This window comes from Nocardioides pollutisoli, from assembly GCF_040045055.1.
Classification (GTDB): domain Bacteria; phylum Actinomycetota; class Actinomycetes; order Propionibacteriales; family Nocardioidaceae; genus Nocardioides; species Nocardioides tweenelious.
The window spans coordinates 1,712,238-1,734,871 of record NZ_JBDZDU010000001.1; the positions used below are offsets into that span (position 1 = coordinate 1,712,238).

General features: G+C 70.0%; 24 protein-coding genes and 2 tRNA genes. 11 read left to right on the top strand and 15 right to left on the bottom strand.

Annotated features, from left to right (window positions below):
• The first annotated feature begins 78 nt into the window (after window positions 1-78).
• Both ABLE68_RS08355 and ABLE68_RS08360 read left to right on the top strand, forming a co-directional pair.
• Window positions 79-795 carry a FadR/GntR family transcriptional regulator gene (locus ABLE68_RS08355; RefSeq protein ID WP_348870856.1) on the top strand — a complete coding sequence of 239 codons (717 nt, stop codon included), beginning with the start codon at window positions 79-81 and terminating at the stop codon, window positions 793-795.
• Entirely contained in the window at window positions 795-1,514 is a 720-nt protein-coding gene (locus ABLE68_RS08360; protein WP_348870857.1) for a sterol desaturase family protein, read from the top strand. The genes ABLE68_RS08355 and ABLE68_RS08360 overlap by 1 nt, the downstream gene beginning before the upstream one ends.
• A gap of 3 nt (window positions 1,515-1,517) precedes the next feature.
• Here ABLE68_RS08360 and ABLE68_RS08365 read toward each other — a convergent pair whose 3' ends face one another.
• The 3 genes from ABLE68_RS08365 to ABLE68_RS08375 form a co-directional block, all read right to left on the bottom strand.
• Entirely contained in the window at window positions 1,518-2,495 is a 978-nt protein-coding gene (locus ABLE68_RS08365) for an Ig-like domain-containing protein (protein WP_348870858.1), read from the bottom strand.
• Window positions 2,496-2,587: 92 nt separating this feature from the next.
• A complete protein-coding gene (locus ABLE68_RS08370; protein ID WP_348870859.1) occupies window positions 2,588-3,160 on the bottom strand; it encodes an RNA polymerase sigma factor in 573 nt (190 codons plus the stop codon).
• A complete protein-coding gene (locus tag ABLE68_RS08375; RefSeq protein ID WP_348870860.1) occupies window positions 3,153-3,734 on the bottom strand; it encodes a hypothetical protein in 582 nt (193 codons plus the stop codon). The genes ABLE68_RS08370 and ABLE68_RS08375 overlap by 8 nt, the downstream gene beginning before the upstream one ends.
• A gap of 171 nt (window positions 3,735-3,905) precedes the next feature.
• Here ABLE68_RS08375 and ABLE68_RS08380 point away from each other — a divergent pair, with 171 nt between their 5' ends.
• Window positions 3,906-4,301 carry a hypothetical protein gene (locus ABLE68_RS08380; RefSeq protein ID WP_348870861.1) on the top strand — a complete coding sequence of 132 codons (396 nt, stop codon included), beginning with the start codon at window positions 3,906-3,908 and terminating at the stop codon, window positions 4,299-4,301.
• A gap of 78 nt (window positions 4,302-4,379) precedes the next feature.
• Here ABLE68_RS08380 and ABLE68_RS08385 read toward each other — a convergent pair.
• From ABLE68_RS08385 to dnaA, 11 genes are all read right to left on the bottom strand, one after another.
• Window positions 4,380-4,455 (bottom strand) — tRNA-Ala (locus ABLE68_RS08385).
• Between the two features lie 21 nt (window positions 4,456-4,476).
• Complete coding sequence (locus ABLE68_RS08390; protein WP_348870862.1) at window positions 4,477-4,602, bottom strand: DLW-39 family protein; 126 nt, start codon at window positions 4,600-4,602, stop codon at window positions 4,477-4,479.
• 40 nt (window positions 4,603-4,642) lie between these two features.
• Window positions 4,643-4,719, bottom strand: a tRNA-Ile gene (locus ABLE68_RS08395).
• Window positions 4,720-4,809: 90 nt separating this feature from the next.
• Window positions 4,810-5,328, bottom strand: a complete 519-nt coding sequence (locus ABLE68_RS08400) for a DUF3566 domain-containing protein (protein WP_348870863.1) — start codon at window positions 5,326-5,328, stop codon at window positions 4,810-4,812.
• Window positions 5,328-8,030, bottom strand: a complete 2,703-nt coding sequence (gene gyrA / locus ABLE68_RS08405) for a DNA gyrase subunit A (protein WP_348870864.1) — start codon at window positions 8,028-8,030, stop codon at window positions 5,328-5,330. Before gyrA ends, ABLE68_RS08400 begins: the two co-directional genes overlap by 1 nt.
• A 54-nt stretch (window positions 8,031-8,084) precedes the next feature.
• Window positions 8,085-10,247 (bottom strand): DNA topoisomerase (ATP-hydrolyzing) subunit B, encoded by a 2,163-nt coding sequence (gene gyrB, locus ABLE68_RS08410; RefSeq protein ID WP_425475620.1) that lies wholly within the window; start codon window positions 10,245-10,247, stop codon window positions 8,085-8,087.
• A 183-nt stretch (window positions 10,248-10,430) separates the two neighbouring features.
• Window positions 10,431-10,970, bottom strand: a complete 540-nt coding sequence (locus ABLE68_RS08415; protein WP_348870866.1) for a DciA family protein — start codon at window positions 10,968-10,970, stop codon at window positions 10,431-10,433.
• Window positions 10,960-12,114, bottom strand: coding sequence for a DNA replication/repair protein RecF (recF, locus tag ABLE68_RS08420; RefSeq protein ID WP_348870867.1), 1,155 nt, complete (start codon window positions 12,112-12,114; stop codon window positions 10,960-10,962). Before recF ends, ABLE68_RS08415 begins: the two co-directional genes overlap by 11 nt.
• A gap of 10 nt (window positions 12,115-12,124) precedes the next feature.
• Window positions 12,125-13,030, bottom strand: a complete 906-nt coding sequence (gnd, locus tag ABLE68_RS08425; protein WP_348870868.1) for a phosphogluconate dehydrogenase (NAD(+)-dependent, decarboxylating) — start codon at window positions 13,028-13,030, stop codon at window positions 12,125-12,127.
• A gap of 63 nt (window positions 13,031-13,093) precedes the next feature.
• Window positions 13,094-14,233 carry a DNA polymerase III subunit beta gene (dnaN, locus tag ABLE68_RS08430; protein WP_348870869.1) on the bottom strand — a complete coding sequence of 380 codons (1,140 nt, stop codon included), beginning with the start codon at window positions 14,231-14,233 and terminating at the stop codon, window positions 13,094-13,096.
• Window positions 14,234-14,634: 401 nt separating this feature from the next.
• Window positions 14,635-16,083 (bottom strand): chromosomal replication initiator protein DnaA, encoded by a 1,449-nt coding sequence (gene dnaA / locus ABLE68_RS08435; protein WP_348870870.1) that lies wholly within the window; start codon window positions 16,081-16,083, stop codon window positions 14,635-14,637.
• Between the two features lie 568 nt (window positions 16,084-16,651).
• Between dnaA and rpmH the strand changes: the two genes are divergently transcribed.
• The 8 genes from rpmH to ABLE68_RS08475 all read left to right on the top strand — a co-directional run bounded on the left by rpmH (window position 16,652) and on the right by ABLE68_RS08475 (window position 21,836).
• Window positions 16,652-16,789: a 50S ribosomal protein L34 gene (gene rpmH, locus ABLE68_RS08440; protein ID WP_056156542.1), complete on the top strand. Its 138-nt coding sequence runs from the start codon at window positions 16,652-16,654 to the stop codon at window positions 16,787-16,789.
• A gap of 27 nt (window positions 16,790-16,816) precedes the next feature.
• A complete protein-coding gene (gene rnpA / locus ABLE68_RS08445; protein ID WP_348870871.1) occupies window positions 16,817-17,167 on the top strand; it encodes a ribonuclease P protein component in 351 nt (116 codons plus the stop codon).
• A complete protein-coding gene (yidD, locus tag ABLE68_RS08450) occupies window positions 17,164-17,457 on the top strand; it encodes a membrane protein insertion efficiency factor YidD (RefSeq protein ID WP_348870872.1) in 294 nt (97 codons plus the stop codon). The genes rnpA and yidD overlap by 4 nt, the downstream gene beginning before the upstream one ends.
• A 36-nt stretch (window positions 17,458-17,493) precedes the next feature.
• Entirely contained in the window at window positions 17,494-18,453 is a 960-nt protein-coding gene (yidC, locus tag ABLE68_RS08455) for a membrane protein insertase YidC (protein ID WP_348873248.1), read from the top strand.
• Window positions 18,450-19,007, top strand: coding sequence for a Jag family protein (locus ABLE68_RS08460; protein ID WP_425475621.1), 558 nt, complete (start codon window positions 18,450-18,452; stop codon window positions 19,005-19,007). The genes yidC and ABLE68_RS08460 overlap by 4 nt, the downstream gene beginning before the upstream one ends.
• Window positions 19,008-19,009: 2 nt before the next feature.
• The gene (rsmG, locus tag ABLE68_RS08465; protein ID WP_348870873.1) at window positions 19,010-19,756 is read left to right on the top strand and encodes a 16S rRNA (guanine(527)-N(7))-methyltransferase RsmG; all 747 of its coding nucleotides are present in this window, start codon (window positions 19,010-19,012) and stop codon (window positions 19,754-19,756) included.
• Between the two features lie 164 nt (window positions 19,757-19,920).
• Window positions 19,921-20,865 carry a ParA family protein gene (locus ABLE68_RS08470; RefSeq protein WP_348870874.1) on the top strand — a complete coding sequence of 315 codons (945 nt, stop codon included), beginning with the start codon at window positions 19,921-19,923 and terminating at the stop codon, window positions 20,863-20,865.
• Window positions 20,862-21,836 carry a ParB/RepB/Spo0J family partition protein gene (locus ABLE68_RS08475; protein ID WP_348870875.1) on the top strand — a complete coding sequence of 325 codons (975 nt, stop codon included), beginning with the start codon at window positions 20,862-20,864 and terminating at the stop codon, window positions 21,834-21,836. Before ABLE68_RS08470 ends, ABLE68_RS08475 begins: the two co-directional genes overlap by 4 nt.
• A 34-nt stretch (window positions 21,837-21,870) precedes the next feature.
• On the opposite strand, the gene ABLE68_RS08480 is transcribed toward ABLE68_RS08475, so the two are convergent.
• On the bottom strand, window positions 21,871-22,632 hold the full coding sequence (locus ABLE68_RS08480; RefSeq protein WP_348870876.1) for a lysophospholipid acyltransferase family protein: 762 nt from the start codon (window positions 22,630-22,632) through the stop codon (window positions 21,871-21,873).
• Window positions 22,633-22,634 lie beyond the last annotated feature (2 nt).

The window sequence follows — 22,634 nt, forward strand, 5'->3', positions numbered from 1 at the left end:
GGCACCCCCTCAGCGTACGGTCCACCATCTGGTCAGACCACTTGACCACCGGGTTCCGGGGTTCCTACCGTCGCTCACATGCCGCTGCAGCCCGTCACCCGCCGCTCCGTGCCCGACGCGGTCTTCGACCAGGTCCTGACCGAGGTCGTCGACGGGGGTCTTGCCGTGGGCGAGGCGCTGCCGAGCGAGCGCCGGCTCGCCGAGGTGCTCGGCGTCTCCCGGCCCGCTGTCCGGGAGGCGCTGCAGCGGATGACGCAGACCCGGTTGCTCGACGTCCGCCACGGCGGAGCGACCACCGTGCGTGACTTCAAGAGGTACGCCGGGCTCGACCTGCTGCCCCGGCTCCTGGTGCGCTCCGGCGACCTCGACGCCGCGGTCGCCCGGAGCATCCTCGAGGCGCGGCTCGCGGTCGGCCCCGCGGTCGCTGCGCTGGCCGCCGAGCGCGGTGGCGCCGCCCTCGAGGCCGAGCTGTCCGCGACCGTCGACGCCCTGGGCGCGAGCGACGACGGGGTCGAGCAGCAGCTGCACGCGCTGGCGTTCTGGGACCAGGTGGTCGACGCGGCCGACTCGATCGTCTTCCGGCTGATGTTCAACAGCCTGCGCGCGGCGTACGAGCCCGCCCTCGAGGCACTCGCTCCCCTGATGGCCGAGGAGGTCGGCCAGGTGGGCGCCTACCAGCTGCTCACCGCGGCGATCGGCTCCGGGGATCCCGAGACCGCGCGGGCCGCGGCCGACCGGGTGCTCCGGCCGGCGACGAGCAGCCTGTTGACCGCACTCGCAGCACTGGAGGACTGATGACCGAGTCAGAGATCGACCGGCTCGCCGCAGAGCGGCTGGCCGCCGACGAGAAGCGGATCACCGGCAGCCGGCGTACGAACGTCTCGCTCGGTGGCGCCTGGCGGTCCTTCTGGCGGGCGCCCAGTCCCTGGATGATCGGCGTCTTCCTCGCGGCGTCGGTCGTCGCCCGGGTCGCGGTCGGTGGTGGCTCGTGGTGGGAGCTCGCGATCCCGGCCGGCCTGATCGCGCTCTTCCCGGTGATCGAGTGGGTGATCCACGTCTGCATCCTCCACTGGCGACCGCGCAGGCTCGGTCCCGTCGAGGTCGACTCGCTGCTGGCTCGCAAGCACCGCGCCCACCACGCCGACCCGCGCGAGATGCCGTTGGTCTTCATCCCGTGGCCGGCACTCGTCTGGCTGCTTCCGGCGTACGTCGTCGTCGCGTGGCTGGCCACCCCGACCACGACCAGCATGCTCACCCTGCTGGTGTCGGTCTACGGCATCAAGTTCGGCTACGAGTGGACCCACTACCTGGTGCACAGCGACTACCGGCCCCGCACGAGCTGGTTCCGCTCGGTGTGGCGCAACCACCGGCTCCACCACTACAAGAACGAGCACTACTGGTTCACGGTGACGTCGGCGGGCACGGCCGACCGGCTGTTCGGCACCTACCCGGACCCGGCGTCCGTGCAGACGTCACCGACGGTGAAGTCGCTGCACGCCCGCGAGGGTCTGTGACGGCTACTTCGTGACGGTGAGGACCTTCTTCCTCGCCACCGACGGGGAGTACGTCGCGCTGCCCAGGTAGGTCGCCTTGACGTCGTACGTGCCGGGCTTGAGCGGTGGTGTCCGGAACCGCGCGACGCCGTTGCGCAGCGCCTTCGTCTGGCTCCAGCTCCCGATGCTCACCTCGGCCTTCCCGTCGAGCACCTGGCCGGGCGCCGTGGCGTCGACCCGGACCACGGCCTGGTGGCCGGACGAGATGGTCGACCTGCTCAGCCGGACATAGGCCTTCGAGGGCACCTTGCTCACCTTCACCGACCCGGTCTGCCGCGGCTCGACGGGTGCGCCGGTGAGGGTCTCGAACTGGCTCGCCGCGATGCCGCTGTAGGCCAGCCGGGCGACGAGCGAGTGCCCCGCGTCCGCTGTCGTCGGGACGTAGTCGAAGCCGTCCGCCTCGGCGATGGCGTGCCCGTCGCGCAACCACGTGACGGCCGGGGTGTAGAAGCTGCCACCACCGACCGCGTCGAAGTAGTCGACCAGGGTCTGGAAGCCCGGTGACAGCTGGAGCTCGAGGGGTTTGCCCACCCGGGCCGACCTCGGCATCCGCACCGGTTGCCGGCCCTCGATGACCACGGTCGTCGTCTGGCCCGCCACGACCTGGACGGTGCCGTTCGGCGCGGCGGTGCCGCTCGACAGGGCGTAGTAGTCGCACCGGTCGACCCCGGCACAGACCATCCCGCCCCAGGGCGTGAGGGAGAGGACCCCATAGCTGCCGGGGGGCGTCGAGAGGGAGTAGTCGGAGACCTGGGTGGCTGCGCCGATGCCCAGCAGCCCACCGGAGTTGTAGAGGCTCAGGCTTCCGGGCGCCGGGTCGCCGTGCTCGTCCACGACGGTGATCTTCAGCGTCCCGTCGCCCGGCGCAGCCTGCGCAGGGGTGACCGCGACCAGCGCGGCGAGGGTCAGAGCGGCAGCGGCCAGGAGGCGGACGGTTCGCACGGGAGTCCCTTCGACGGACGAGATCCCGAGACCAACGGCGGCAGGCTATCTCAGCCCGGGTGCCCGGATCCGGCTTTGGGAGAGCGACGGCGTCAGGCGGGAGCGGGCAGCGTCTCGCGGCCGTCGCTGAGCCGGCGGAGTCGTCGCAGCCCCCGGTGCCGGGCGACTCGCAGCGCGACGGCGCTGATCCCGAGCGCCTCGGCCGCGGTCAGGGTGTCCATGCCGAGGCCGTCGACCAGGCCGACGGCGTCGCGTTCTCGCGGTGGCAGTGACGCGATGGCGTCGCGCAGCCAGGACTGGTCGTCGATCACCAGCGTGGGGTCGGGGACCGCGTCGCCGTGGTGCTCGAGGTGCATGGCGTCGCCGGGATGGGTCTGCCGGCGGTCGGACTTCTCCTTGGCACGCACGCTGAGGTTGCGGGCGATGCCGAAGAGCCAGCCGGCGAAGTCCGACGAGGTGCCGTGGAAGTCGGCGATCTTGCCGGCGGCGATCAGCCACGCCTCGGCCGCGACGTCCTCGGCGGTGGTGGCGCTGTCGCCCGTGGGACGCAGCCGCAGCCACGCGAGAAGACGCCCGGCGTGTGCCTCGTAGAGCTCACGCCAGGCATCGGGTTCCCCGGCTCTCGCGGCGTCGACCAGGTGGTCGTCGGCGCCCTTCTCACCCATGTGGCGCCTTGCTCGCGTGGGCACCCTTCCCCTGGTGGGCGGTCGGGTGCGCCGGATGAGTGGGGTGCGCCGGATGGCTCGGACGGGCGGGATGCGTGGGGTGGCTGGGATGGCTCGGGTGACTGGCGTGGCTGGGATGGCTCGGGTGGGCCGGATGGGTGGGGTGCACCGGGTGCGTGGGGCGTGCCGGACGGCCGGACCCCGTCCCCGACCCGGATCGGCTCGGGTCCGACCCGGGCGCCGACGAGCTGGCGGCCGTGGCGACGCCGCCGGAGGTCGCGCCCGACGTGGGACCCGTCTCCTGGCCCGTCGTACCGACGGGCGCGCTGGGTGAGGCCGGCGCGTGGTGCGGCGAGGGCAGGCCGGGCACGGTCAGTGCCCCGCTCGCCCACGCGCCACCCGTGGCGAGGAGGGCGGCGCCGACGGCCGCAGCGACCACGGTGAGGAACCAGGCCGGCCGGGCCGCCCTGGTCGGGGTGCTGCTGCGAGCCAGGTCGGCCAGGCGGTGCACGAGGTCGTCGGGGACGTCGACGTGGGGGACGTCGAGTCGGAACTCGCGCGGGCTGTGGCTCATCGGTGGGGCACCTCGTCGGGGTCTGCTGGTTCGCGTGGTTGCGCTGGTCTGATCATGACCTCCCGCGAGCACCCTCATTCGTTACATGGATCTCGATGTAACAGATCCGGGGCCCGGCGGGATGTGGAGGGTGAACGCCCCGTCTGGGGTCGCCAACGTCAAGGAGTTCTCATGCGTACCTCCACCCGCACCGCCGGTGCCCTCGCCGCCATCGCCCTCACCGTGGGTTCGCTCGGCACGATCACGACGGTCTCGGCGAACGCGGCCGAGTCCGGCTCGAGCAAGCCCGCCGCGTGCGCCCAGGAGCAGAAGCAGCTCGACAAGGCCAACGACGCCCTCACCCGCGTGACCGCGGTCTTCGAGCGCCAGCAGGACAAGGTCAAGAAGGCCAAGCACGAGTCCGAGGCCGCGACCACGGCCCACCAGCGCAACGAGGCCCGCAAGGACCTCGCCCGGGCGAAGGCGTCCCGCGACGAGGCCGCGAAGGAGAAGAAGGCGCAGCAGCAGCGCGTCGAGAAGGCCCAGGCCCGCCTCGACCAGTGCCAGGCGGAGCAGCCGGCCAGCTGACCGGCGACCTGGGGAGGGAGCCCGCGGCCGCGTACGACGAACCAGTCGTGCGCGGCCGTTGCGATTTCGGCTACGCGGTGGTGGAGCCTAGGGGACTCGAACCCCTAACCCCCTGCTTGCAAAGCAGGTGCGCTACCAATTGCGCCAAGGCCCCGAGTGAAGCTCGGGCGGTGTGTCAGGCCCGGGCGACGCTGTCGGTCGCCTCGGCCCAGAGGGCCTGCTCGTGCTTGCCCGCGTCGACCCGCTTCTTGACGACGAGGGCAGCGACGACGGCCAGCACGAGGAGGATCAGCTTCTTCATCGTGACTCCCACGGTCGGAGGAGGGTTACCGGGGATCCGGTGGTGGGCCTAACAGGACTTGAACCTGTGACCTCTTCCTTATCAGGGAAGCGCTCTAACCGTCTGAGCTATAGGCCCGGGTTGGGCACGGTCCGAGGACCGGCGCCAGTGACCGCCGGAGCGACCGAGGGGGAACACTACCCCACCCCGGAACGGCCCGACAAAACGTCAGTGATCGTCCTCGGCGAGGGTCAGCTCGACGCCGCCGAGGAGTGCCGCCGACATGTTGTAGAGGAACGCGCCGAGGGTCGCGATCGCGGTGATCAAGATGACGTCGACGACGGCCACCAGCATCGTGAAGCCCATGACGCGGGACATGCCGACGTACTTCTCGACGTCCCAGCTGCCGGCGTCCTCGCCGCCCACGACGTCCTGCACGGTGTTGTTGATCGAGTCCCACACACCGGCGGCGGCGAGCACCGACCAGATGATGAAGACCGACACGACCGTGACCACGCCGAAGGCGATCGCGAGCAGGAACGACGTCTTCATCACCGACCACGGGTCGATGCGGGTCAGCCGGAGCCGGGCCCGCCTCGGCGGCCGCTTGCCGGCGGCAGCCTTCTTGGCCGCGGAGGTCGACGCGGGGTTCGCGTTGGCGCGGTGCTCGTCAGCGGCCTTGCCGACCTTGGCTGAGATGCGTTCGCCCAGAGGGGCTCGTACGGCTGTGTCCTGACGGTCGGTCATCAGCCCTCGCTCTCCGTGTCAGCGTCGGTCTCCGGCGCCTCGATTGTTGCACTCGTACCCTCATCAGACGATTCGGGAACGTCGGAGGTTGCCGTGACTTCCTCGTCTTCCTCGTCGCGCGCCTCGACGGAGCGAGCCACCACGGCGACCGCGTCGCCCTTCTTGGGCGTCACGAACTTCACGCCCATCGTCGAGCGTCCGGTGGGCCGGAACTCGTCGTTGATCGGGCTGCGCACGACCTGGCCGCTCTGGGTGATGGCCAGGATCTCGTCGCCGTCGACCACGATGAACGCGCCGACCAGGCCGCCGCGGTCCTCGTTGGCCAGCGACATCGCCTTGATCCCGAGGCCGCCACGCGACTGCAGCCGGTAGTCGTTGATCCGGGTGCGCTTGGCGAAACCGCCGTCGGTGATCGTGAAGACGAACTGCGGCTTGACCTCCTCCACCTGCTCGGGCGAGGCCTCGACGTCGGCGGTGTCCTCGTTCTGCTCGGACAGCCCGGCGGCCACCTCGGCCGCGACCTGCTCGGCGCGGATGACCGACATCGACAGCAGCGAGTCGCCGTCGCGGAACTTCATGCCCGAGACGCCGGACGTCGCGCGCCCCATCGGACGCAGCTGGGAGTCGTCGGCCCGGAAGCGGATCGCCTGGCCCTTGCGGGAGACAAGCAGGATGTCGTCCTCGGCGTTGACCAGCTCGGCGCCGATGAGCTCGTCGTCGTCCTCGCGGAAGTTGATCGCGATGACCCCGGCCTGGCGCGGGCTGTTGTAGTCGCCGAGGCGCGTCTTCTTGACCAGGCCGTTGCGGGTCGCGAGGACGAGGTACGGCGCCTGCTCGTAGTCGCGGATCGCCAGCACCTGGGCGATGTTCTCGTCCGGCTGGAAGCTGAGCAGCCCGGCGACGTGACCGCCCTTGGCGTCGCGCTGGGCCTCCGGCAGGTTGTAGGCCTTGGTGCGGTAGACCCGGCCGGCGGTGGTGAAGAACAGCAGCCAGTGGTGGTTGGTGGTCGAGATGAAGTGCTCGACCACGTCGTCGCCACGCAGCGTCGCGCCCCGCACGCCCTTGCCGCCGCGCTTCTGGGTGCGGTACTGGTCGGCGCGGGTGCGCTTGGCGTAGCCGCCGCGGGTGATCGACACGACGAGGTCCTCGTCGGGGATCAGGTCCTCCATCGACAGGTCGCCGTCGGCCGCGATGATCTGCGTACGCCGCTCGTTGCCGTACTTCTCGACGATCTCGCCGAGCTCCTCGGAGACGATCGAGCGCTGGCGCGACTCGTTGGCGAGGATGTCCTCGAGGTCGGCGATCTCGAGCTCGATCTTCGCCAGGTCGTCGATGATCTTCTGGCGCTCGAGGGCGGCCAGGCGACGCAGCTGCATGTCGAGGATCGCGTTGGCCTGGATCTCGTCGATCTCGAGCATCTCGATCAGGCCCTGACGGGCGTCGTCCACCTCGGGCGACCGCCGGATCAGCGCGATCACCTCGTCGAGCTGGTCGAGCGCCTTGACCAGGCCGCGCAGCACGTGGGCGCGACGCTCGGCCTCGGCCAGCCGGAAGCGGGTCCGGCGCTGGATGACCTCGATCTGGTGGGTGACCCAGTTGCTGATGAACTGGTCGATCGACAGCGTGCGCGGCACGCCGTCGACCAGCGCGAGCATGTTGGCGCTGAAGTTGGTCTGCAGCTCGGTGTGCTTGAGCAGGTTGTTGAGCACGACGCGGGCGACGGCGTCGCGCTTGAGCACGACGACCAGGCGCTGGCCGGTGCGGCCCGACGAGTCGTCGCGGACGTCCGAGATGCCCTGCACCTTGCCGGAGTCGGCGAGCTCCGCGATCTTCAGCGCGAGGTTGTCGGGGTTGACCATGTAGGGCAGCTCGGTGATCGACAGGCAGGTGCGGCCCTTGGCGTCCTCGTCGATCTCGATCACGGCGCGCTGGGTGACCGAGCCGCGGCCGGTGCGGTAGGCCTGCTCGATGCCCTGGCGGCCGACGATCAGCGCGCCGTTGGGGAAGTCGGGACCCTTGATCCGCTCGATGAGCGCGTCCTGCAGCTCCTCGCGGGTGGCGTCGGGGTGCTCGAGCGCCCACTGGGCACCCTCGGCGACCTCGCGCAGGTTGTGCGGCGGGATGTTGGTGGCCATGCCGACCGCGATGCCGGCCGACCCGTTGACCAGCAGGTTGGGGTAGCGCGACGGCAGGACCGTCGGCTCCTGCGAGCGGCCGTCGTAGTTGGGCTGGAAGTCGACGGTGTCCTCGCCGATGTCGCGCACCATCTCGAGCGCCAGCGGAGCCATCCGGCACTCGGTGTAACGCATGGCGGCGGCGGAGTCGTTGCCCGGCGAGCCGAAGTTGCCCTGGCCGTGGATCAGCGGCGCACGCATCACCCACGGCTGGGCGAGGCGGACCAAGGTGTCGTAGATCGCGGTGTCGCCGTGCGGGTGGTACTGACCCATGACGTCACCGACGACGCGCGAGCACTTGGAGTAGCCCCGGTCGGGCCGGTAGCCGCCGTCGAACATCGCGTAGAGCACGCGCCGGTGGACGGGCTTGAGCCCGTCGCGGACGTCGGGCAGCGCGCGGCCGACGATGACGGCCATGGCGTAGTCGATGTAGGCGCGCTCCATCGAGGTCTGCAGCTCGATCGGCTCGATCCGGCCGCCGGGCTCGCTCGGGGGAGTGGTGCCGCCGTCGGTGGGGGTCTCAGTCACAGATCTGGTTCTCTCTCGTCGGTTCTACTGGAATCTAGGGATCTCGCTAGAGATCTAGATATCCAGGAATCGGACGTCCTTGGCGTTGCGCTGGATGAAGGACCGGCGCTGCTCGACGTCCTCGCCCATCAGGATCGAGAAGGTCTCGTCCGCACGGGCGGCGCTCTCGAGCGTGACCTGCAGCATCAGCCGGGCCTCGGGGTTCATCGTGGTGTCCCACAGCTCCTCGGCGTTCATCTCACCGAGACCCTTGTAGCGCTGGACCGGGTTCTCCTTGGGGAGCTTGCGGCCGTTCGCCAGCCCGTGCGCCATCATCGCGTCGCGCTCGGAGTCGGAGTAGACGAACTGGTGGTCCGCCGGCGGGCCGGTCCAACGGATCCGGTAGAGCGGCGGCTGCGCCATGTAGACGTAGCCGTGCTCGATCAGCGGCTTCATGAACCGGAAGAGCAGCGTGAGCAGCAGGGTGTTGATGTGGTGGCCGTCGACGTCGGCGTCGGCCATCAGCACGACCTTGTGGTAGCGCAGCTTGTCCTCGTCGAACTCCTCGTGGATGCCCGTGCCGAGCGCCGAGATGATCGCCTGGACCTCGGTGTTGGCGAGGACCTTGTCGATGCGGGCCTTCTCGACGTTGAGGATCTTGCCGCGGATCGGGAGGATCGCCTGGATCCGAGGGTCGCGACCCTGGCGGGCGGAGCCGCCGGCCGAGTCACCCTCGACGATGAAGACCTCGCACTCCTCGGGGTTGGTCGACTGGCAGTCGGACAGCTTGCCGGGCAGGCCGCCGCCGCCGAGCAGACCCTTGCGCCCGCGGGCCAGGTCGCGCGCCTTGCGAGCCGCGAGCCGCGCCTGCTGCGCGGCCTGGCTCTTGCGGACGATCTCCTTGCCCTCGGCGGGGTTCTGCTCCATCCAGGCACCGAGCTGGTCGTTGACGATCTTCTGGGTGAAGCCCTTGACCTCGGTGTTGCCGAGCTTGGTCTTCGTCTGACCCTCGAACTGGGGCTCCCCGAGCTTGACCGAGATGATCGCGGTCAGGCCCTCTCGGATGTCGTCACCGGAGACCCGGTCCTCGGGCTTCTTCATCAGGCCCCACTCGAAGCCCCAGTTGTTGACCAACGAGGTGAGCGACGCGCGGAAGCCCTCCTCATGGGTGCCGCCCTCGTGGGTGTTGATCGTGTTGGCGAAGGTGTGGACCGACTCGCTGAACGTCGTGTTCCACTGCATCGCGACCTCGAGGCTCATGTGGTTGCCGGTGTTGTCCGGCGCCTCGGCCTCGAAGGAGATGACGGTGGGGTTGGCGGCCTGCTTCGAGCGGTTGAGGTACTCGACGTAGTCGACGAGACCCCGCTCGTACTTGAAGACCTGCTCGAGCCCACCCGCTGCGCCCTTGTGGATGGCGGAGGCACCCGAGTTGTCGATCGAGTTGTCGATGGTGCCGTCCTGGACGGCCTCGACGAGCTCGTCGGCCGCGGGCCGCTCGTCGCGGACCACGATCTCGAGGCCCTTGTTGAGGAAGGCGTACTCGCGGATGCGCGACGTGATCGTCTCGAGGGAGTAGGTCGTCGTCTCGAAGATGTCGGGGGAGGCCCAGTAGGTGATCGTGGTGCCGGTGCGCTCGCCCGGCTCCATCGGGCGGACCTGCTCGAGCGGGCCGTCGGGCACCCCGATGGTGAAGGTCTGGCGCCACTCGTGACCGCGGTTGCGGACCTCGGCGACCACCCGGCTCGAGAGCGCGTTGACGACCGAGACACCGACGCCGTGCAGACCACCGGACACCTTGTAGCCGCCGCCGCCGAACTTGCCGCCGGCGTGGAGCACGGTCAGCGCGAGGGTCAGCGCCGGGAGCTCCTGGCCGGGGGCGGTGTCGGTCGGGATGCCACGGCCGTTGTCCTCGACCTTGATCGAGCCGTCGGCCTGCAGCGTGATGACGATCCGGTCGCAGTAGCCGGCAAGCGCCTCGTCGACCGCGTTGTCCACGATCTCCCAGATCAGGTGGTGCAGGCCGCGCTCACCGGTCGAGCCGATGTACATGCCGGGCCGCTTGCGGACGGCCTCGAGCCCCTCGAGCACCTGGATCGCGGAGGCGTCGTACTCGACTCCGTTGGGCGGCTGGGGCGTAGTTGCTTCGGACACGTCCACCTCTTCTGACCGGGCTCGGGAGCGAGCACCACATGAAACAGGTCGCTGAATCCGGAAGACCGGGTGCGACCCGATGTCCATATTACCGGCTGGAAGCCCGCATTCCACGCCCAGAGCCTCGCGGCGGGGGGATCTGGGGAGAAAATCGGCCCCTGAGCGGCTCGTGAGGGCCTCGGAGAGCGGCTATCAGGGGTGTCGACAGGTCCCTGTACGTCGACCGGGCTCTCAGATCGGCTGTGGCGCTGTGCCAGGTCCGGGCCGGGTTCAGCCGTAGGTGTCTCGCGGACCGCGGCCGTCGCGGGCCGAACGCGGGCCCTTCTTCCAGCTCGGCAGGTGCGGTCCGACGATGTCGATGACGGCGACCGTGCCGTGGCCGAGCTCCTCGTTGAGGCGGCGTACGACGGTGGGCGCGAGCAGCTTGAGCTGGGTCGCCCAGGCCGTCGAGTCGGTGCGGACCACGAGCCGGCCGTCGGTCAGCGACTCGGGGGTGCAGTGCTGGCCGACCTCGGCGCCGACCAGCTCCGGCCAGCGGCCGAAGACACCCTGCACCCGGAGGTCGAGGTCCCAGCCGTGGTCGTCGACGAGCCGGCTCAGGGTCGTGTCGAGCAGCTGGGGGTCGCGGTCGTCGGGGTGCGACCCGCTGACCCGGCCGCGCGCGGGGAGGTCCTTCTTGCGGAGCTTGGCGCGCCCGGTCACGGTCGACTTCGCGGTCGCGCGCGCCAGTGCGCGCGCGAGCTCCAGCCCGTCCGGAGCGTGCTCCGGTGTCTCCTCGGCGGGAGGGACGTCGGGCTGGTCAGGACTCACGGACGACCTCGCCGTTCCCGACGGCGTACCTCGTCCCGGCCAGGGCCGCGGGTACGTCGGCGCCGACCGCCGCGGTGACGAGCACCTGCTCGGCTCCGGCGACGAGGTCGGCGAGCTGGGCGCGGCGCTCGGTGTCGAGCTCGGCGAAGACGTCGTCGAGGATGAGGATCGGGTCGTCGCCGTCGGCGCGGAGCAGGTCGTAGGACGCGAGCTTGAGCGCCAGCGCGAACGACCACGACTCTCCGTGGGACGCGTAGCCCTTCACCGGCAAGCGGTTCTCGCCCGGCCCGTGTCCGAGGGTGAGCACGAGCTCGTCGCGGTGCGGACCCACCAGCGAGATGCCGCGGTCGAGCTCGTCGTTGCGGCGGCGCTCGACCTCCGCGAGCAGCGCCTCGGTCAGGTCGCCCTGCTCGGTGCGGCCCTCGAGGTCGAACGACGGCTTGTACTCGATGTCGGCGTCGTCGCGGGTCGCGCCGCGGGCCACGGTCTCGTAGGCCTTGCCGACGTACGGCCGCAACGCCTCGACCAGGGCGAGCCGCTCGGCGAGGAGCTCGGCGCCGGTCCGGGAGAGATGCGCGTCCCAGACACCGAGGGTCGAGAGTGCGCCCTCCTGCGAGGAGCTGCCGCGACGGGCGGCGCCCGCGGTCTTCAGCAGCGAGTTGCGCTGGCGCAGGATCCGGTCGTAGTCGGAGCGGACGCCGGCCAGCCGGGGCGTGCGCAGCACCAGCAGGTCGTCGAGGAACTTGCGCCGGTCGGACGGGTCGCCCTTGATCAGGGTCAGGTCCTCGGGGGAGAAGACGACCGTGCGCACCAGGCCGACCAGCTCGCGGGCACGGGGGAGCGGCGACCGGTTGACCCGGGCCCGGTTGGACTTGCCCGGGTTGATCTCGATCTCGAGCACAGCGGTGCGGCCGTCGCGGACGACGGCGGCCCGGATCACGGCCTGGTCGGTGCCCGCCCGCACCAGCGGCGCGTCCGCCGACACCCGGTGCGAGGCGAGGCGCGAGAGGTAGTCGATCGCCTCGACCAGGTTGGTCTTGCCCTGACCGTTGCGCCCGATGAACGCCGTGACCCCTGGCTCGAGCGCGACGTCGGCCGTGGCGTAGGACCGGAAGTCGTGCAGGGTCAGGTGCGAGACGTACACGGGCGTGGGGTCACGACGTGGGCGCGTCGCCGCCGGCGGGCGGCTCGGTGTGCACGGCGTGACCACCGAACTGGTTGCGCATCGCCGCGATCGCCTTCATCGCCGGGCTGTCGTCCTGGCGGGAGGTGAAGCGGGCGAAGAGCGAGGCGGCGATGACATTCATCGGGACGGCGTGCTCGATCGCGGCCTCGACGGTCCAGCGGCCCTCGCCGCTGTCCTCGGCGTAGCCGGCGACCTTGTCGAGGTGCGGGTCCTCCTCGACGGCCGCGACCAGCAGGTCGAGCAGCCAGGACCGGATCACGGTGCCGGAGCGCCAGGAGTCGAAGACCTCGGTGACGTTGTCGACCAGGTCGACCTTCTCGAGCAGCTCCCAGCCCTCGGCGTAGCTCTGCATCATGGCGTACTCGATGCCGTTGTGGACCATCTTGGCGAAGTGGCCGGCGCCGGGCTTCTTGCCGGCGTGGACGAACCCGCCCTCCTCCGGCTTGAGCGCGTCGAACGCCGGCTGGATCTTCGCGACGTCCTCGTCGGTGCCGCCGCACATCAGGGCGTAGCCGTTCTTCAGACCCCAGACGCCACCGGACACACCGCAGTCGACGAAACCGATGCCCTTGGTCGACAGCATCTCGGCGTTGGCCTGGTCGTCGGTCCACTTCGAGTTGCCGCCGTCGACCACGAGGTCGCCCTCGCTGAGCAGCTCGCCGAGCTCCTTGACCGTCTGCCGGGTCGGGTCACCAGCCGGCACCATCACCCAGACGACCTTGGGCGACGGGAGCTGCTCGACCATGGCGGCGAGGCTGTCGGCGTCGGCCAGGTCGGGGTTGCGGTCGTATCCGATGACGGTGTGGCCGGCGTCGCGCAGACGGGTCCGCATGTTCCCGCCCATCTTGCCGAGGCCGACGAGTCCGAGGTGCATGGCTGTTCCTCCGTGTGCGCTGCGGTGCGGGGTCGGCTCCAGCCTAGGCCGTGTCGAGTGAGGTCAGGAGAGCAGGCGGCGCGGCATCAACAGGTAGCGGAACGCGGTGTCGCGCTCACCCTCGGCGACGGAGCCGCTGATGACGACCGGCTTGGACGCCTGCGTGAAGGCGAGCTCGACGACCGGCTGGTCGATCGCGCCGAGCCCGTCGAGTAGGAACTGCGGGTTGAAGCCGGTCGTGATCTCGTCGCCGTTGATGGTCGCCTCGATCGACTCGGAGGCCTGCGCCTCGTCGCCGGAGCCGGCGTCGAGGGTCAGGACCCCGTCGCTGAAGGCCAGCTGGACCGCGGTGTTGCGCTCGGCCACCAGGGCCACGCGCTTGACCGACTCGACCAGCGCGGCCTTGTCGACGAGCGCGGTGGTGAGGTGCTCGCTCGGGAAGAGGCTGCGGACCTTGGGGAACTCGCCGTCGAGGAGACGGGTCGTCGTACGACGACGGCCACCGGGCGCCTCGCCCTCGAACCCGATGATGCCCTCGCCGCTGCCGGTGGTCGCCAGCGCGATGGTCACCTCACCGCCGGCGGTGAGCGACTTGGCGGTGTCGCCGAGCACTCGGGCCGGGACCAGCGCGGCGGCGGACTCGTCGGGGGTGTGCGGGTTCCAGGACAGCTCGCGGTGGGCGAGCCGGAAGCGGTCGGTCGCGAGCAGCGAGATGGTCGACCCGTCGATCTCGATCCGGACACCGGTGAGCACGGGCAGCATGTCGTCGCGACCGGCAGCGGTGACCGCCTGGGCGACGGCGTGGGCGAAGGCCTCGCTCGCGACGGACCCGGTCGCGGCGGGCATGTCGGGCAGGGTCGGGTAGTCCTCGACCGGCATCGTCTGGAGGCTGAACCGGGCGGAGCCGCAGGTCAGCGAGACTCGGGAGCCGTCGAGGACCATGTCGACCGGCTTGGCCGGCAGGCTCCGGCAGATGTCGGCGAGCAGGCGACCGCTGACCAGGGCACGGCCCTCGTCGCTGACCTGGGCGCTCAGCGTCGCGCGGGCGGACGTCTCGTAGTCGAAGGTGGAGAGCACCAGTCCGTCGTCACTCGCCTCGATCAGCAGGCCGGCCAGGACCGGGACGCTGGGACGCACCGGGAGGCTGCGAGCAGCCCAGGCGACAGCATCGGCGAGCACGTCGCGCTCGACGCGGAACTTCACGATGTGGGTCCTTCGGGTCGGTCGAACAGGTGAGGTGGGATGCGAATCCTGCCACGCAGCGTCGACGCGCGGGAGGTTCGGTGTGGTTTGGGATGCGACCGGGGACCGAGCTCGGGACCGGTTGTCCACAGGAAGGGCGCCGGATGGATGTTGACGGATGATCGATCAGTCTGGAGGTACGTCGTAGTCATAGCATCGGTGGAATCTGTGGAGAACTACCGTTTGCGCAGGTCAGACGCGGAATTTCATGTGCACAGGGGTTGTGGAACCACGCCGGGACGACTGGCGCACCATGTGGACGCGGATCCACACGGGGCCCGGTGGTGACGGTCGTTCCACAGGCAGTCACCGGTGCAGCGCGCTGGGCCCACATGTCGTCCACAGGGAAGAACGACAGGAAATCAGGCGTGCCGGGCCTGCAGCTTGACGCGGTTGGTGAGCTCGGAGACCTGGTTGAAGACCGCGCGACGCTCGGCGAGTAGCTGGTTGATCTTGCGGTCGGCGTACATCACCGTCGTGTGGTCGCGGTTGCCGAACTGGGCGCCGATCTTGGGCAGCGACAGGTCGGTGAGCTCGCGGCACAGGTACATCGCGATCTGGCGAGCCATCACGAGGTGGCGCCCGCGGCTGGGACCGGTGAGCTCCTCGATGGAGAGCCCGAAGTAGGCCGCGGTCTGGGCGATGATCAGGGCTGCCGTGATCTCGGGCTCGCCGCCCTCGGGGATCAGGTCCTTCAGCACGATCTCGGCCAGGGTCATGTCGACCTCTTGGCGGTTGAGGTTCGCGAACGCCGTGACCCGGATGAGCGCACCCTCGAGCTCGCGGATGTTGGTCTGGATCTTGGAGGCGATGAACTCGAGCACGTCCGGCGGTGCGGTGAGCCGGTCCATCGCGGCCTTCTTGCGCAGGATCGCGATCCGCGTCTCGAGGTCGGGCGGCTGGACGTCGGTGATCAGGCCCCACTCGAACCGGTTGCGCAGCCGGTCCTCGAGCGCCTCGAGCCGCTTCGGCGCGCGGTCGGAGGTCAGCACGATCTGCTTGTTCGCGTTGTGGAGGGTGTTGAACGTGTGGAAGAACTCCTCCTGCGTCTGGGTCTTCCCCTCCAGGAACTGGATGTCGTCGATCAGCAGCACGTCGACGTCGCGGTAGCGGCGCTTGAACCGGTCCTGCCGGTCGTCACGGATCGCGTTGATGAACTCGTTGGTGAACTCCTCGCTCGACACGTAGCGCACCTTGGCGCCCGTGTAGAGGGAGCGCACGTAGTGACCGATCGCGTGGAGCAGGTGGGTCTTGCCCAGGCCGGAGTCGCCGTAGACGAGCAACGGGTTGTAGGCCTTGCCCGGCGCCTCGGCCACGGCGACCGCAGCGGCGTGGGGGAAGCGGTTGGACGAGCCGATGACGAAGGTCTCGAAGGTGTACTTGGGGTTGAGCCGGGTCTCCAGCGCGGTCGGCCGGGTGCTGTCGACCGGCTCGGCGACGGGAGGAGCAGGGGCCGGCACCGGTGCGACCGGTGTCTTTGTCGACAAGTCGTTTTCTAGACTTGTCGGTTCGTCGAGGTTCGTCGACATCGCCGGGGCACTGTCCTCGAGCTGCGGGTTGACGGTGACGGCGATCCGGATCTCGCGACCGAAGCGGATCGTCAGCGCGTCCTCGAGCTGGGCGCGCAGCCGGCCCTCGAGCTGGTTGCGGGTGAACTCGTTGGGCACCGCGACGATGGCGGTGCTCTCGTGCAGGGTGACCGGCTCACTCGCTCGCAGCCAGGCTCGCTGGTTGGGCTGGAGGTCGTCGACGACGCCGCGCCATGCCACGTCGAGGTCGGACGTGTTCTGGTCCACCGCTGTCCCCTTCATGTGCTGCTGCCGCGTTTGGCTTCGAGTCGTGGATCGGGCCCCATCGTCAAGGACGCAGCACCGGTCTCGCAGGAGAACCGGACACCCGGGGGTACCGACGTGCGTCCACAACTTTGTCCACAGGTTGTGAACCCGACCCCCTCCTTGTGGAGAGAGGCGGTCCGAGATACGTCCAGAACTCGATTGATATGACGTTTTCGCAGGTCAGGGGCCTGTTGATGGGACTGTGGCGGGCGTCACACCGCCTACGAACTTGATCGAGAACGAGGGCGTCGGGGAACCTCGGTCCCAGGGAACGTAACAAGCCGGAGAGGGCCGCGGCAAGCCGTCATCCACAGGCAGAGCAGCGCCTGGTGCGCGCGGGTTTGACCCTGTGGAAGACCAGCGCGTACCGTTGCTCGGTCACCCGGTGTCGACCGGTGCCGCATGTCCACGATGAGCTCCGCGAAGAGCATGGCCCTCGGGTCGACTCGTGGGTGGGCGGTGCCAGCCGAAAAGGCACACCGCCGTCCCGGCCCGGATGTGGCCGCCCCGCACACCGGGGCCCGACCAGCATGGAGAGAAGCTCGTGAGCAAGCGTACTTATCAGCCGAACAACCGTCGTCGTCACAAGGTGCACGGATTCCGCCTGCGGATGCGCACCCGCGCCGGCCGCTCGATCCTTTCCTCGCGCCGCCGCAAGGGGCGCAAGAGCCTCGCTGTCTGACGGCCGTAGCCCACACAGGTCAGCCCCGTGCTGTCCTCGGCCCACCGCCTCAGCGACGGCGCCTCGTTCCAGACCGCGGTCCGGACCGGGCGCCGAGCTGGCAGTCGCACGCTCGTCGTCCACCTCGCGGTTCCTGACCGCGACGGTGACGACCCGCTCGTCGGCTTCGTGGTGAGCAAAGCGGTGGGCAACGCCGTCGTCCGCAATCGCGTGAAACGCCGACTGCGACACCTGGCCCGGGAGTACGTCTCGACGCTCCCGGGCTCTGCTGTGCTCGTGGTCCGAGCGTTGCCCGCGGCCGCCGAGGCGTCGTCGAGGGAACTCGGCGCCGACCTGGGCCGTTGCCTCGTGCGGGTGCGCGCGGAGGTGAGCTCGTGAAGTACGACCCGGTCCGGTGGCTGCTGATCGGGCTCCTCCGCGCCTACCGGCTGGTGATCAGCCCGCTGTACGGCCAGGTCTGCCGCTACCACCCGACCTGCTCGGCGTACGCACTCGACGCGGTGACCCAGCGGGGCAGCATCATCGGCACCTGGCTGACGCTGCGGCGGCTCGCCCGCTGCCAGCCGTGGGCGGCAGGCGGCTACGACCCGGTCCCGCGTTCGCGTCGATCCACAGAGTCTTCCCGCGGCATCGCGGGCTCATCTCCCTCACCCCAGCAAGGAGCCTGATCCGTGGGATTCCTCGGCACCATCGGCCACTTCATCATGACGCCGCTGTACTACGCGATTTCCGGCGTCCTGGTGGTCTGGCACGACCTGCTGTCGACCTTCATGGACCCCGACGGGGGTGCCACGTGGGTGCTGTCGATCATCGGTCTGACCCTGACGGTCCGGGCCCTGTTGATCCCGCTGTTCGTCAAGCAGATCAACTCCAGCCGCAACATGCAGCTGATCCAGCCGAAGGTCAAGGAGCTGCAGAAGAAGTACGGCCACGACCGGGAGCGTCTCGCCCAGGAGACGATGAAGCTCTACAAGGACAGCGGCACCAACCCCTTCGCCTCGTGCCTGCCGATCCTGATCCAGATGCCGATCTTCCTGGCGCTGTTCCGGCTGCTCGACAAGCACGCCGCGAAGGGCGACAGCATCGGCTTCCTGAGCGCGGACGACGCGAAGAGCTTCGGCGCCGCCAAGCTCTTCGACACCATCCCGATCACGGCGACCTTCCTGCGCTCCGACGGCGTCCTGGCGGTCCAGATCATGGCTGCGGTGCTGGTGATCGCGATGACCGCGACGACCTTCACCACCCAGCGTCAGCTGATGAGCAAGAACATGCCGGCGGACGCGCTCAGCGGTCCCTACGCCCAGCAGCAGAAGCTGCTGCTGTACGTGCTCCCCGTCGTCTTCGCCGTCGGCGGTATCGCCTTCCCGATCGGTGTCCTCTTCTACTGGACCACCTCCAACCTGTGGACGATGGGCCAGCAGTTCTACGTGATCCGCAACAACCCGGCGCCGGGCACCGAGGCCGCGAAGGCCAAGGCGGCCCGCGACGAGGCGAAGGCGAAGCGGCACGGCCACGTGGTGGCTCCGGAGCCGGAGCCCGAGGTGAAGCCGAAGCAGCAGCCGCAGGTCCGGCAGCAGCCGAAGAAGCAGTCCAAGAAGCAGCGCAAGCAGTCCGGTGGGCCGCGGCCCGCCCCGAAGCCGAACCCTGAGGGAGAACAGCAGTGAGTGACCAGCCGGTGACCGAGGACCAGGTCGACGACGAGGCCGTGGAGCAGACCACGGACGAGACCGCAGTGCCGACCGACGGGGACGAGACGCCGCGCGTGCAGCAGCTCGAGCAGGAGGGCGACATCGCCGCCGACTACCTCGAGGAGCTGCTCGACATCGCCGACCTCGACGGCGACCTGGACATGGACGTCGACGGCGACCGGGCGGCGGTGTCGATCGTCGGCGCGGACCTGTCCCAGCTCGTCGGCGCCCGGGGCGAGGTCCTCGAGGCGCTCCAGGAGCTGACCCGGCTCGCGGTCTACCGCGAGACCGGCGAGCGCTCCCGCCTGATGCTCGACATCTCGGGCTATCGCGCCGAGAAGCGCGCCGAGCTGGTCAAGCTGGCCGAGGCGTCGGTCGCGCGGGTCAAGGAGACCGGCGAGAGCGTGTCCCTCGACGCGATGTCGCCGTTCGAGCGCAAGGTCGTCCACGACGCCGTCGCCGCCGCCGGCCTGACCTCGGAGTCCGAGGGCGTCGAGCCCCGTCGGTACGTGGTGATCCTCCCCGACTGAGCATGGAACCTCACGATGTTTCACGTGAAACGCCCTCCACGCCCGAGGCGGCGCGGAGGGCGTTTCCGTCTGCCCGGCTGACCCTCGCCGAGCGGTACGCCGAGCTGCTCGCGACCGAGGGCGTGCTGCGGGGTCTGATCGGTCCGCGGGAGGCGCCGCGACTCTGGGACCGGCACCTCGTCAACTGTGCTCTCCTCGCCGAGCTGATCCCCCCGGACGCGACGGTCGCCGACATCGGCTCCGGCGCGGGACTGCCGGGCCTGGTGCTGGCCATCGCCCGCCCGGACGTGCGGATCACTCTGGTGGAGCCCCTGCTGCGACGTACCACCTTCTTGACCGAGGTCGCCGAGGAGCTGGACCTCACGCATGTGGAGGTGTTCCGCGGGCGCGCCGACGCCCTGCACGGGACTCGGACCTTCAATGTCGTCACCTCCCGTGCGGTGGCTCCGCTCGACCGGTTGCTGGGCTGGTCGATGCCTCTGGTCGCGCCGACGGGCGCGTTGGTGGCGATGAAGGGCTCCTCGATCACCGACGAGATCGAGGCCGCCCGGACCGATCTCGAGCGGTGGGGCTGCGCCGAGCCGGAGGTGCACGTCCTGGGTGAGGGGCTGGCCGAGTCCACCACCCTCGCGGTCCGGGTGGCCTGGGCCGATCCGACCCGGGTATCTTGGCCGCTTGCGGTCGATGCGCCCACCCGGAAATCTCCGGGGCGAGCCCGACCGTCAGGAAAGCGGAGGCGACGGACGTGACGGAGGACTCCGGGTCCATGAACGAGTTTTCCACCGGTCCAGACGCGTCTGGTGAGCGTGCTTATCCACAGGTTGGTGCACCTTCTCCACAGGAGGCCGCCGGCGCCGAGACCGACGATGTTTCACGTGAAACCGAGTCGCCGGCCCCAGTGACGGCGTTCCGGGTGCGGACCGCGGAGGACATCGCGGTCGCAGCGCCGACCTTTGACGACGACCACGCCACGCCGCTGGCCCGGGCCGCCGAGCACTCGGTCCTGGTCCGCCAGGGTGCCCGGATGCGGCCGGCGCTGCCGCGCCCCGAGCAGACCCGGATCTTCGTGGTGGCCAACCAGAAGGGCGGGGTCGGCAAGACCACCTCGACCGTGAACATCGCCGCCGCACTCGGCCAGCTCGGACAGCGGGTGCTCGTGGTCGACCTCGACCCCCAGGGCAACGCCTCGACCGCCCTGGGCGTCGAGCACCGTCGTGGCGTGCCCTCGACGTACGACGCCCTGGTTGACGGCGTGCCGCTGGTCGACGTCGCCAGCCCCAGCCCCGAGGTCGAGAACCTCTGGGTGGTCCCGGCGACCATCGACCTGGCCGGCGCCGAGATCGAGCTGGTCTCCGTGGTCGCCCGCGAGAGCCGCCTGCACCGCGCGATCCACGGCCACCCGCAGGTGGGCGGCACCGGTGAGGACCGCTTCGACTACGTGCTCATCGACTGCCCGCCGTCGCTGGGGCTGCTCACCCTCAACGCCCTGGTGGCCGGCAACGAGATGCTGATCCCGATCCAGGCGGAGTACTACGCCCTCGAGGGCCTCGGCCAGCTGATCGAGACCGTCGAGATGGTCAAGAAGCACCTCAACCCCGACCTGGTCGTCTCGACCATTCTGGTGACGATGTACGACGCGCGCACCCGGCTGGCTGCCGGCGTGGCCGAGGAGGTCCGCGAGCACTTCGGCGACCAGGTGCTGAAGACGTCGATCCCGCGCTCGGTACGGGTGTCCGAGGCGCCGTCGTACGGCCAGACCGTGATGACCTACGATCCCGGATCGCCGGGCGCGCTCTCCTACCTCGAGGCCGCCCGCGAGATCGCCACCAAGCCCGTCGACAGGGGACCCAGCACATGAACGCCGCCAACCGCCCGCCGCAGCGTCGTGGACTCGGTCGGGGGTTGGGGTCGCTGATCCCCACCGGGCCGTCGCCCGAGACGGACGGCGAGGCTGGTGACGGCGCTGAGGGCACCACGGTGGTGGCCGATCGCAGCGGACCCGAGCTGGCCCCCGTCGCCGGCGCCTACTTCGCCGAGATCCCGGTCGGCCAGATCCAAGCCAACCGGGTCCAGCCGCGCCAGGTCTTCGACGAGGACGCGATGGCCGAGCTCGTGCACTCGATCCGCGAGATCGGCGTGCTCCAGCCGGTGGTGGTCCGCAAGCACGGCCCGGAGGACTACGAGCTGGTCATGGGCGAGCGCCGGTGGCGCGCCTCCCAGCAGGCCGGGCTCGAGGCGGTCCCGGCGATCGTCCGCGAGACCGACGACGTCGACATGCTCCGCGACGCCCTCCTGGAGAACCTGCACCGGTCGCAGCTCAACCCGCTGGAAGAGGCGGCGGCCTACTCCCAGATGCTCGAGGACTTCGGGTGCACCCACGACGAGCTGGCCGGCCGGATCGGCCGTTCGCGCCCGCAGATCAGCAACACGCTGCGGCTGCTGAAGCTCACGCCGGCCGTCCAGCGCCGGGTCGCCGCGGGGGTGCTCTCCGCCGGCCACGCCCGTGCGCTGCTGGCGATCGACGACCCCGACCTGCAGGACCGACTGGCCCAGCGCGTGATCGCCGAGGGCATCAGCGTGCGCGGCCTCGAGGAGATCGTGGCGGTGCGCGACGTCGATGCGCCCGCCCCGCGGGTCACCCGCAACAAGCCGTACGCACCGGGCCTCGCCGACCTGGCCGAGCGGCTCTCCGACCGCTTCGAGACCCGGGTCAAGGTCGACCTCGGCCGCGCCAAGGGCAAGATCACCGTCGAGTTCGCCTCGTTGGACGACCTGCAGCGGATCATCGAGATCATGGACCCGCGGAACCGTACCGACAGGCCGATCTAGCGCTTAAGCGTTAAGTCAATAAGTCGACAAAGCCCTACAACGACTTGTTGGCACGTCGCTCCGCACGGAGACGTTTCTCCTCGGCGTCCAGGGCGGCCGCCTCCTCGAGGGTCGGCGCGCTCCCGCCGTACGACGCGGGCAGCCACCAGGACCCGGGCGGCTGCTCGGCGGCGGGGTAGTCGCGGATCGACTCGTCCAGCAGCGTCGTCATCACCGCGCGCAGCTCGGCGGTCTCGGCCACCGGGTCCGCGCCGGTGGGGTGCAGGGGCGCCCCCACCCGGATCGAGATCGTCTTGCCCCGGGAGAAGTCCTTGGGGTGGTCCTTGGTCATCATCCGCTGGGTGCCCCACAGGATCACGGGGACGAGCGGGACGCCGGCCTCGGCGGCGATCCGCACCGCGCCGGTCTTGAACTCCTTGAGCTCCATCGCCCGCGAGATGGTCGCCTCGGGGAAGATCCCGACCGCCTCGCCCCGCTTCAGGAAGTCCACCGCGGTCGCGAACGACGCCTCGCCGGCCCCGCGGTCGACCTCGATGTGGTGGAGCGAGCGCATCAGCGGACCGACCGCCTTGTGGTCGAAGAGCTCCCGCTTGGCCATGAAGCGCACCAGCCGCTTCGACGGGTTGGCCGCAAGCCCGCCGTAGACGAAGTCGACGTAGCCGATGTGGTTGTAGGCCAGCAGCACCCCGCCCGTGCGCGGGACGTGCTCGGTGCCGGTCATCGCGAAGCGCTGCCCCAGCACCCGGAACCCGGTCTTGGCCGTGACGATGATGGGTGGGTAGGTGAGGTCGCGCATGC